Genomic DNA, 10,409 nt, shown 5'->3' with positions numbered 1-10,409 from the left:
CGCGGCCGCGTGCCGGGGCGGGTTCGCGGGCAGCGGGCGGGGGCCGGAGAAGGCGCCGATGCCGTGCGCCCGCCCGGTCGGCGGCGCGGTGGTGAGCAGCTCCTGCGGCACGACCAGCACCGCCCGCACGCCGCCGTACGCGGAGCGGCGCAGCGAGATCTGGAAACCGTACGCCTGGCACAGCCGGCCGACGATGGCGAAGCCCAGCCGGGGGGACTCGGTGAGGTCGTCGAAGTCCTTGGACACCATCGCCTCGCGGATCGAGCGCTCGGCGCGGAACCGGGCCTCGTCGGTGAGGCCGAGGCCGCCGTCCTCGATCTCGATCGCCATCCCGCTCTGCACCTCGGAGGCGCTCAGGTGCACGTGGGTGTGCGGCGGGGAGTAGCGGGTGGCGTTGTCGAGCAGCTCGGCGACGGCGTGGATCAGCGGCTCGACGGCCGGCCCGGTGACGGAGATCTGGGCCACCGGGTGCAGGTCCACCCGCTGGTACTCCAGGATCCGGGACATGCCGCCGCGCAGCACGCTGTAGAGCGCGATCGGACGGGTCCACTGACGGCCGGGGCGGGCACCGGACAGGACGGCGATGCTGTCGGCCAGGCGGCCGCTCAGCGCGTTGCCGTGGTCCAGGCGCAGCAGGTCGTCGAAGACCGCCGGGTCGTTGCCGTGCCGGTCCTCCATCTCCCGCAGGTCCTTGGCCTGCCGGTGGATGATCGCCTGGACCCGGCGGGCGATGTTGACGAAGGCCCGCTCGGCCGAGTCGCGCCGGCTGACCTCGTCGTCGACGGCCTTGGCGACGGCCTCGGTGACGGCCACCAGCGAGCGGCGGAACCGTGGCGAGACGGGCGCCTCGCTCTCCTCGAACGGGCGGGTCAGGACGTCGAAGGAGTACCCGTACCGGGCCCCGGCGACCACCCTGCGCATCTCCACCCGGGCGAGCCGGTCCAGCTCGTCCTCCTGCCCGGCCAACCTGCGTTGCCACTCCTCGACCTGCCGGGCGTGCAGGTCACGGGACTCGCTCAGGGCCCGCCCCCGGCGGGCCGACTCGGCGGCCACCACGGCCACCAGCACGGTGCCCGTCGCCCCGCACCACAGCACCCCGGCCCGGGCCCCGGCGGACACCGCCACCGCGGCGACCGCCACGGCCGCCGCCATCACGGCCGTCGGCAACAACCAGCCGAGCAGGGGCGCTCGGCGCCGTCTGGCGGGTGACGATCCAGCTCGAAGCATTCAGCATCCTCAAACGATCGGAACAGTACGGACAAAAGCGGGGGGAGCGGCTCCGGAGGCGTGGTGGTGCAGCATAGCCAAGTTCAGGACATCCTGACCGAAAGTCAAAAATACCGTCCCGCAACCGACTTGTGGCAATCTGCCGGACAGTCCCGACATTTCGCACGCCAGTCGCAACCGGAGCGGCCACCGCCCTCCCACCAGGCTTCTCGTCGCGCCGCCCGCGCGCCGCCGACCCGCGCCGGATTCGCTCATGCGAAGGGTTTCCGCGCCAAGTCCCCGCGTCTCGCGCCGAGTTCGTGCTAAGCACGGTGACTCCGGTCAACCGGAGGCGCGGTAATCACCCGGAAGGGGAACCGCAGCCGGGCCCGATTCGGCTGCGTGCGGTGCGCCGGGCCTCCTAGGGTCGTCGCATGAACGATCACGACAGCCGCACACCGGCCGCGCTGGGCCGGACCCTGCGCCACCTCATGGGCGACGCGGTGTGGGCGGGCATGCTGGAGGAGGCCTTCGAACGCCGGCACCCGATCGGCGCCACCCTGCTGCGCCAGGGCGAACCGGGCACCCACGTCCTCGCCCTGCGGACCGGAGTGGCCAAGGTCAGCCGACGGGAACGCAACGGGGACGTCCGGCTGCTGGCCTTCCGCGGCCCGGGCGAACTCCTCGGCGAGGTGGCCGTCCTGGACGACGGCGTCCGCTCCGCGAGCGTCCAGGCGATCTCGGACTGCACGGTCGCGGTCCTCACCAAGGAGGCCTTCCTGCGCTTCGTCGCCGAGCGGGGGCTGTTCCCCGTGATGGTCCGCTACGCCATGGGCCGGCTGCGCGAATCCGACCTGGCCCGGATCGGCGGCGACGTCGTCCCCCGGCTGGCGGCCGCCCTGGTCGCCCTGGCCGACCTCTCCACGGGCCCCGCGCAGACGCCCGGCCGCCGGATCGAACTCGCCCTGACCCGGGACGAACTGGCCCAGCACCTCGGCGTCTCCCGGAACACCGTCACCGCGGGCCTCACCGCCCTGGCCGCCCACCGCGTCGAAGCCGGCCGCAAGTCCATCGCCCTCGACGACCTCCCCGCACTCCGCCGCGCGGCTGACGTTCCACGCGACTGACGCTCCGTCCCAGCACTACTTTGACCCGCGCGGCCTCGGATGTGACATCCGTCACTCGCGTACCGCACCGAGCGAGCACACCGCGCGACGTCGGATCGCGAAGCTTGGTGGCGCAAGGTCAGCACGGGAACGACAAGGAGCAGAGAATGACGGAGTTCGACCAGCCGATGCCCGAGGCCAGCGCCCTGCCGTACAGCCGCAGCCGGCACCTCCCGCCGTACCGGGGCATCGTCGCCGTCGACGCCAAGGACTTCACCGGGTACCCGGCGATCGAGCACGGCACCATCAGCGCGAACGTGCCGCAGCTGCTCCGACTCTCCTTCGAGCGGGCCGGACTGGGCGAGGTCTGGAAGGACCGGCGGTTCCCCAACTCGACCGGCGACGGGTACGTGTTCGGCTTCGACCCGGCCTGGATGCCCTTCCTGATCCACCCCTGGCTGAACACCCTCCAGGAGGTGCTCACCGAGTTCAACGTGCACTCGGTCGGGACGGTGCGCATCCGGCTGCGGGTCAGCCTCAACATCGGACCGCTCCCGGACGACGGCGGCGAGTTCGACGGAAACGGCACGCCGCGCAACGACACCCACCGGCTGCTCGACTCCCGCCCGGTGAAGGCCATGCTGGCCGCCTCCAACGCGAGCATCACCCAGGTCGCCGCCATCCTGTCCGACCGCTGCTACCAGGACGCGGTGGCCGGCGGATACACCGGGCGCCACCCCGACCACTTCATCGAGGTGCCGGCCACCGTCGAGGGCAAGCGCTTCGACCAGCGGGCATGGCTGTACGTGCCCACGCCGTCCGGGGACCTGTACGACCGCAGGATCCTCGGCGACGCGGTGGTGGAGGAGCAGGAAGGACGGGAGGAGAAGGAGGGACGGGCGAAGCGGGCGGCGGACGGAAGCGGGGAGCAGCGCCGCGCGCCGCGCACGGCGGTGAACCAGCGGGGCAACGGCAGCAACCTGAACGCCGGCACGGTGCACGGCAGCCAGACCGTCACCAACGTGCGCGGTGACTCCTACGGCGGCGACCGCGTGGAGGGGCACAAGGTGGGTACGGTCAACGGCAACCTGGGCGACATCGTCCACGGCGACAAGAACGAGCACCGCCGGTGAACCCCGACGGGCGCCCGGCCATCGAGGGGCCGTCCGGCGCACCGGGTGACCGTGACCGGGACTACGACCGAGGTCTCGACCCCGACCTCGACCCCGACGACCTCGAAGGCGATTTCACGGACCGGTTCGCCGCGTGGGGATCGGACCGCCCGTTCATCTACGCGCCGGGTGGCAACATCAACACCGGCTCCGTGCACGGGGACCAGCGCGTCGAGAACGGCGCCGCCGGGGCCGCCCCCGGTGGCGGCGAGCGGGTGGAGGCGCAGGACGGCCCCATCTCCGGGATGGAGGTCCTCGCCGCCCGGACGGGATTCGCGAGGCCGGACTGCTTCCCCGAGGCGCTGCGCACGCTCGGCACCCGCCTGCTCTTCCTCGCCGGTGAACCCGGCACCGGGCGCCGTACCACCGCCCTCAACCTGCTGGTCGAGAGCAGCGGGAACAGCCTGGCCCTGCGCGCGCTCGACAGCGACTCGGACCTGTCGTCCTGGCGGCCGACGCACGCCGAGGCACGCGGCTACCTGGTACACGGCCTCTCGCCCACGGTCCGGCTCGGACCGGCCTCGATCGCCAAGCTGCGCCAGAGGCTGGAGGACGCCGACGCCTTCATGGTGGTCATGCTGCCGGACGACGCCGACCGGCTGCGCGGCGTGGCCCGCGATCTGGACCTGAGCCCGGTGCGCTACAAGCCTCCGTCGCCGCGTGCGGTCTTCGACGCGCGCCTGGAGGCCGTGGTGCCCCACGAGGGACGACGCCGGGCGCTGCTCCAACGGCTGGAAGCGGACCTGGACGAACTGCTGGCGCCCGAGCTGATGCCGGCCCAGGTCGCCGAACTCGTGGACGAGGTGAGCCGGTCCGGAGACGACGGCCCCGACCCGGCCGACCTCGGCCAGCGGCTCAGCTTCCTCGCGGAGACGGAGGTCCCCGACCTCCTGAAGGAGATCCGCGAGGACCCGGACGCGCTGGCGTTGCTGCTGGTGACGAGTGTCCTGGAGGGCCTCGACCACCGGATCGTCCGGAACGAGACCGACCGGTTGCTCAAGCTGGCCGACGGCCGCCTGGACGCGGTGCTGAGGTCGGGTGCGGAGGGGGAGGGTGAGCAGAGCCGGCCGAGGCGGGGCGAGTCCCCGCGGCCGAATCCCCGATTCGTCTTCCGGCGGTCTCTGGACGAGTTGTTGGCGATCATCCGGGCCGAGTACGCGCCGGGTGGGACGCGGAGGACATCGAGCTACTCCTACACGGTGGAGCCGATCCGCTTCAAACGGCACCGGCAGGCGGAGACGGTTCTGCGGCACGTGTGGCGGCAGTACGGGGAGGTCTCGGGACTCCTGACCGAGTGGATCAACACGGTTCCCGGTACCGAGTCCGACCTGGCCGAGCCCATGGGCCGAGTGGTGGGGCTCGCCACGGGGTGGAGCGGCGGCCGTCAGGCACTGCTTCACATTCGCAGGTTGGCCAGGTCCGAGCACACGCAGAGCCAGAGCATCGCCGCCTACGCGTTGGGGATCGCGGCCCAGGACCCGATTCTCGTCAGCGAGGTGAAGCACCGCCTCGACCGCTGGAGCTTCAACGGCGGCTGGCAGCTCCGGTCGACCACGGCCGCTGCCTGTGGAGGAGACTTCGGAGCGGCCCGACCGGAGTTCGCGCTCTCACTGCTCCGGCGCTGCTATCGAGGGGAAGGGGAGGTCGAGCGCACCGTCGCCGTGAACGTTCGCTGGGCACTGGGGAGCCTCTTCGCGGGAGGAAACCAGGCGGCCGTTTTCCGCAAGCTCATGGAGTGGGCGGACCAGTCGAAGAATGACGCCGCGCTCGCGTACACGGCCTTCCTCGATCTGCTTCGAGACCCGTCGTGGTTTCAGCAACAGCTTCCCGTGCAAGGCGAGTTCAGTGAACCGGTGATCGCCTTCGTCCGGCACTGCCTCAATGACGAGGCCCTCTTCCAGCGTTCGTGCACGAGGCTGCTCGCTTGGTGCCGTCGGGCGGTCTGGGACGAACCCCTCCGCACCGGGGTGGAGACGCTGCTCGCGGCGCTCGCCCGGGAGATGCGCCCCGGCGAGCTGAGGCTGATGGTCGAGATCGACAGCAGTGACAACCCCGACCTCGTCGGCCGCGACATCGCCCACCGCGCCCTGGAGGCCTGGCGGCGCGGCGAGCCGCAGCCGTTCCGCTCCGCCCCTGCCTTCGGAGGCCCCCGATGACCGTCGACACCGACCCGCCCGTCTACACCCAGGCCACCCGTGCCCCCTGGCGGGAGATCCTCCGGCACCGGTGGTCCGGTCGGCGCGACTGCGCCCTGGTGCTGGGGGACCGCCACGGGCTCTACCAGCAGCTGGGGAAGGGCCGCCCGCGACCGTCAGGCATGGGGGCGGAGGACGGGGTCGCCGCGCGGCTGGGGTTGCGCGGTTTCGACCAGGCGTACCTGGTGGACCTCAACGAGCGGCCGGGCGTGCGAACGGTCCGTCTCCGCACCTCGTACGGCACGGAACCGCTGGAGGTCCACTTCCTGTGGTGGGTCCACGATGCCGCGCGGGTCGTGCAGACCCGGACCAACCGGGGCGGGCTGCCGGTCCGCAAGGACCTCGACGTCCGACTGCGCCAGCTCAGAGAGCAGTTCGCCGCCTCGGGCACCAGGTTGGGCCCCGACGAGCTGGTGCAGTACCTCGCGGCTCCGTACGTGCTGCCCCACTACGGCCTCGGCTACCGCGTCACGGACGTCTCCGCCTCCGAGCATGGCAATGAACTGCGCCTCGGGGAACCGGACGTGACGGACGTGCCCTTCGACTGGACGGTCAAGAGCGAGGAGGAGTACGCGTTCTGCCGGCGCCAGGTGCAGGAGGGACCGGTCGCCCTCGCGGCCCTCTGGCTGGCCAGGAAGCCCGACGAGGTGCGCGACGTCCTGGACTGGGTGGTCAAGAACGGCGACCTGCTCCGGGGCGAAACCACCTGGGAGGACCAGATGGCGCTCATGCTCGGCAAGTTGACGGGGCAGGAGCAGCAGGAGCTGTCCAAGATGCTGCGCGACCGCTTGGTCGCCCTCGGACGGCAGGTCCCCGGGCCCGCCTCGTACCCCTCGCAACCCCCGCAGCCCCCGGGGCCGGGGCCGGACTTCGTCAAGCTCCACTCGAACGTCAACGGCTGGTCCGGCGGTGTGCCGAACGGGAGCCCGCGGTGACCGGGGCGGCGCGTGTGCGGATACGTGTGCGCCGGCAGCCGTCGCGGCGGCGCACGGTCGCCGGGCCGCGCGGGCGCTCCAGGGGCAGGAGCCGCCGGCCGACCGCGCCGACGGCGGCGTCCAGCCCGCCCTCGGTGTCGGCGATGGAGCGCCTGATGGCAGCCAACAGCGCGGAACTCGTCCGGGCCGACACCAAGGCCGCCGTGTTCCTGGCGTTCACCGGTGCGGTGCTCGCCACCTTCATCCCCTTGGACGGCGGTACCGGCGCCGGCTCCCTGGCCTGGCTGGTCCCGTTCCTGCGGTGGAGCGCCACGGCCAGCGCCCTGCTGGCCGTCGGCTGCTTCGCCTCCGCGCTGGTGCCGCGCCACCGCAAGGGGCGGCGGGGTGGTGCGGACGGTCCGGGGTACTTCGAGCACATCGCGCCGGGGGCGGGCCCCGAGCGGCTACGTCGCGCCTTCGAGCGGGCCGGGCACGACCCGGCGGGGCCGCTGTTGTCGGCGCTGGCCGGTACCAGTGCGATCATCCGCGCGAAGTACCGCTGGATCGAGGCCGGCACCGCCCTGCTCCTGCTGACGCTTCCGCAGTTCGCGCTCACCCTACGGCCGCTGTGACGGCGGGCAGCTGACGGGCCCCGGCCGCACCACGGCCGGGGCCGGTGGCGCGACCGGAGGCAACAGGTGTTGCGCCATCAGGCAATAGCTGTTGACGATCTCTGCCGAAGCTCCGTACAGTGCCGGGCCATGGAGACAGGTGATCTTGGTCGGCGGGTGGCGGAGGACGTGGCCGGTGGCGGCGGCGTGGAGGGGCTGCGGCAGCTGTCGGGGGTGATCGAGGCGCTGGAGGAGCGGCGGACGGAGCTGGTGGAGGAGCTGCGGCGCGGGCGGGAGGCGACCTGGGAGGAGATCGGGCGGGCCTGCGGGATGACGCGGCAGGGGGCGACCAGGCGGTGGGCCGGCAGGCTGCGGGCGCGGTCGTTCGGCGTGGCGGCGGACGCGTACCAGCACGGTCGGCCGGGCTACCCCCGGGCGCTGGTCGGCTCGGCGGTGCCCCGGGAGGCCCTCCGGGTGCTCGACCTGGGCGCCGGGACGGGCAAGTTGACCGGACTGCTGGTCGAGGCGGGCCTGGACGTGGTGGCGGTCGAGCCCGACGAGGGGATGCGGGCCCGGCTGGCCGCGGTCGTGCCGAAGGCGGCCGTCCGGGCGGGCTCGGCCGAGCGCATCCCGCTGCCGGACGGCAGCGTGGACGCCGTGGTGGTGGCCCAGGCCTGGCACTGGTTCGACCAGGCCGCCGCCGTGCCGGAGATCGCCCGGGTGCTCGCCCCCGGCGGGACGCTCGCGCTGGTGTGGAACGTCCGGGACGAGTCCGAGCCGTGGGCGGCAGCCCTGGGCGTGCTGATGCACCGTTCGACGCCGCAGCGGATCGACACCCGGCCGGCCCTCCCGGCGCCGTTCGGAGCGCCCGAGCGGCTGGAGATCCGCTGGGAGCACGTCACGACCCGGGCCGGGATCGTCGACATGGTCGCCTCGCGCAGCTATGTGATCGCGCTGCCCGAGGACGAGCGGGTCCGCCTGCTGGCCGACGTCGAGCAGCTGCTCGCCACCCACCCGGACCTGGCCGGCCGCGAGGAGATCGCCCTCCCGTACGTGACAAGGTGCACCCGTGTCCGCCTCGGCTGACCTGATCACCCTCCGCCCGCTGGGTGTCGCCGACGCCGAACCGTACCGGCGCTTCCGGCTGGCCGCGCTGCGCGAGACACCGAGCGCCTTCACCTCCAGCCACGCCGAGGAGGCCGACAAGCCCCTGGCCGCGACGCTGCGCCGCCTGGCCGAGGCCCAGGACGGGTCGGGCGCCCTGATCGGCGCCTTCGACAACACCGCTGCCGCACGCGGCAGAGGCGCGTTGGTCGGCACCGCCGGCCTGAAGGTGCCCAGCCGCAGTCAGGAACGGCACAAGGCCACCCTCTATGGCATGGCGGTGGCCCGCGACGCCGCCGGCCGGGGCATCGGCCGCGCCTTGGTGCGCGAGGTTCTGCGCATGGCGGCCCGGGACGGACGGCTGCGGCAGGTCCTGCTGACCGTCTCGGAGGGCAACGAACCGGCCCTGCGGCTCTACACCTCCTGCGGCTTCGAGGTGTGGGGCCGGGAGCCGCAGGCCGTCCTGGTCGCCGGCCGGCCCGTCGCGAAGCTCCACATGGTGTGCCTGCTGGACGGGGAACGGGTGGCGGCGGCCGGGCGCTGACACCGGGTCGGTCGGTCCCGACCGCCAGGATCCCGCCCATGGATCCCACCACCGCCCTCGCCGGTCTCGACGCTCACCCCTGGGCCGCCGTGCCGTACCTGGCCCGGGTCGTCGCCGCCTGGGCGGTCGGCCGGACGCGGGAGGGCGGGGCGGTGCGGGCCCAACTGCTCGACCTGGCCGGTGACCACGAGGCCGCAGTCACGCACTGTCGCGCGGCCGCGGAGCAGACCACCAGCCGCTCCGAGCGGGAACACCTCCTTCGACAGGCCCACCGAACCTCCTGTGCCGGCACGCTGGACGATGCTCGGCCGCAGCCGCAGCCGCAGCCGCAGCCGCAGCCGCGGGCTCCAGGGCAGTCGCCGCGGCACGGCCGGCTTCATGCCGCTGACCTGAACGTGACGGTTACGGCACCTCACCGCGAGCGGAAATAAGATCGCCACGAGTGGAGTTCGGTGAGGGAAGTCTGCCGTTTCAGGAGGGGTCATGCGAGCGATTCAGATGTCCGAAGTGGGCGGTCCCGAGGTGCTGCGACTGGTCGATATCGATCAACCGACGCCGGGCCCGGGCCAAGCGGTCGTGGAGGTCGCCGCAACCGGGGTCAACTTCCTCGACGTCTACCACCGCGAAGGCCGGTACAGCGTCCCGCTGCCCTTCACCCCGGGCGCCGAGGGCGCCGGAACGGTCGTCGAAGTCGGACCCGGCGTCGCTGACGTCGCAGTCGGGGACCGGGTCGGTTGGGTGGAGATTCCCGGCGCGTACGCCGAGCGGGCCGTCGTGGACTCCTCCCGGCTGGTGCCGCTGCCCGACGACATCGGCTTCGAGACAGCCGCCGCGGTGCTCCTCCAAGGCATGACCGCGCACTATCTCGTCAAGGACGCCTACCCGGTTCAGGGGGGCGACACGGTGCTCGTGCATGCGGCTGCCGGTGGCATGGGGCTGCTTCTGACCCAGCTCATCACCCATCTCGGCGGCAGGGTGATCGGCACGACGTCGACCACGGCGAAGGCCGAGCTGGCGAAGCGTGCCGGGGCCGCCGAGGTGATCCTCTCCTCCGCGGTCGACGATCTCGCAGCCGAGGTGAGGCGGCTCAATGGCGGTCAGGGACTGCCGGTCGTCTTCGACGGCGTCGGCGCGGACACCTTCGATGCGAGCCTCGCCAGCCTGCGAACCCGCGGCCATCTCGTGCTCTTCGGCGCGGCAAGTGGAGCCGTGCCGCCGTTCGATCCGATTCGGCTCGCCCACGGCGGTTCGCTGACCCTGATCCGGCCCAGCCTCGGGCACTACATCGCCGATCGGTCCGAACTGCTCCGACGGGCCGCCGATGTGTTCGAGTGGGTGCGCTCCAAGGCGCTTGAGGTCACCGTGACGGGCCGCTACGCACTGTCCGAGGCCGCCCAGGCCCACAGCGATCTGGAGGCTCGGCGTACCACCGGCAAGCTGCTCGTCGTACCCGATGCGGCCGCTGTTTGACGCCGCGAGGAGACGCAGAGCTGATCGCGGGCGAAGAGGTCGGGGATCTTGGAGACTGCGCCCTCCTGGCCGACCCGGGCTGACCTC

Annotated in this window: 10 protein-coding genes; 9 read left to right on the top strand and 1 reads right to left on the bottom strand. The window is 72.6% G+C overall.

Features of this window, described 5'->3' with window-relative positions; translation table 11 throughout:
- Nucleotides 1-1,170: sensor histidine kinase (locus AE652_RS06820; RefSeq protein ID WP_369808274.1), on the bottom strand; the 1,170-nt coding region annotated here is incomplete at its 3' end.
- 470 nt (nt 1,171-1,640) lie between these two features.
- Here AE652_RS06820 and AE652_RS06815 point away from each other — a divergent pair.
- The 9 genes from AE652_RS06815 to AE652_RS06770 all read left to right on the top strand — a co-directional run bounded on the left by AE652_RS06815 (nt 1,641) and on the right by AE652_RS06770 (nt 10,322).
- Complete coding sequence (locus AE652_RS06815) at nt 1,641-2,333, top strand: Crp/Fnr family transcriptional regulator (protein ID WP_234348253.1); 693 nt, start codon at nt 1,641-1,643, stop codon at nt 2,331-2,333.
- A 146-nt stretch (nt 2,334-2,479) separates the two neighbouring features.
- Nucleotides 2,480-3,445, top strand: a complete 966-nt coding sequence (locus AE652_RS06810) for a hypothetical protein (RefSeq protein ID WP_049650250.1) — start codon at nt 2,480-2,482, stop codon at nt 3,443-3,445.
- Complete coding sequence (locus tag AE652_RS06805) at nt 3,442-5,640, top strand: hypothetical protein (RefSeq protein WP_053111990.1); 2,199 nt, start codon at nt 3,442-3,444, stop codon at nt 5,638-5,640. Before AE652_RS06810 ends, AE652_RS06805 begins: the two co-directional genes overlap by 4 nt.
- Nucleotides 5,637-6,614 (top strand): hypothetical protein, encoded by a 978-nt coding sequence (locus AE652_RS06800; protein ID WP_053111989.1) that lies wholly within the window; start codon nt 5,637-5,639, stop codon nt 6,612-6,614. Before AE652_RS06805 ends, AE652_RS06800 begins: the two co-directional genes overlap by 4 nt.
- Nucleotides 6,615-6,769: 155 nt before the next feature.
- On the top strand, nt 6,770-7,225 hold the full coding sequence (locus tag AE652_RS06790; protein WP_049650248.1) for a Pycsar system effector family protein: 456 nt from the start codon (nt 6,770-6,772) through the stop codon (nt 7,223-7,225).
- A 129-nt stretch (nt 7,226-7,354) separates the two neighbouring features.
- The gene (locus AE652_RS06785) at nt 7,355-8,290 is read left to right on the top strand and encodes a class I SAM-dependent methyltransferase (RefSeq protein ID WP_082345376.1); all 936 of its coding nucleotides are present in this window, start codon (nt 7,355-7,357) and stop codon (nt 8,288-8,290) included.
- The gene (locus AE652_RS06780; protein WP_049650247.1) at nt 8,274-8,852 is read left to right on the top strand and encodes a GNAT family N-acetyltransferase; all 579 of its coding nucleotides are present in this window, start codon (nt 8,274-8,276) and stop codon (nt 8,850-8,852) included. The genes AE652_RS06785 and AE652_RS06780 overlap by 17 nt, the downstream gene beginning before the upstream one ends.
- 38 nt (nt 8,853-8,890) lie before the next feature.
- Nucleotides 8,891-9,283 carry a hypothetical protein gene (locus AE652_RS06775; RefSeq protein WP_049650246.1) on the top strand — a complete coding sequence of 131 codons (393 nt, stop codon included), beginning with the start codon at nt 8,891-8,893 and terminating at the stop codon, nt 9,281-9,283.
- Between the two features lie 52 nt (nt 9,284-9,335).
- Nucleotides 9,336-10,322 (top strand): quinone oxidoreductase, encoded by a 987-nt coding sequence (locus AE652_RS06770; RefSeq protein ID WP_049650245.1) that lies wholly within the window; start codon nt 9,336-9,338, stop codon nt 10,320-10,322.
- Nucleotides 10,323-10,409: the final 87 nt, after the last annotated feature.

It is taken from the genome of Kitasatospora sp. MY 5-36 (assembly GCF_001182915.1).
Taxonomy (GTDB): domain Bacteria; phylum Actinomycetota; class Actinomycetes; order Streptomycetales; family Streptomycetaceae; genus Kitasatospora.
Note: the sequence above shows the minus strand (reverse complement) of the source record. Positions and strands in the feature narration are given on the sequence as shown.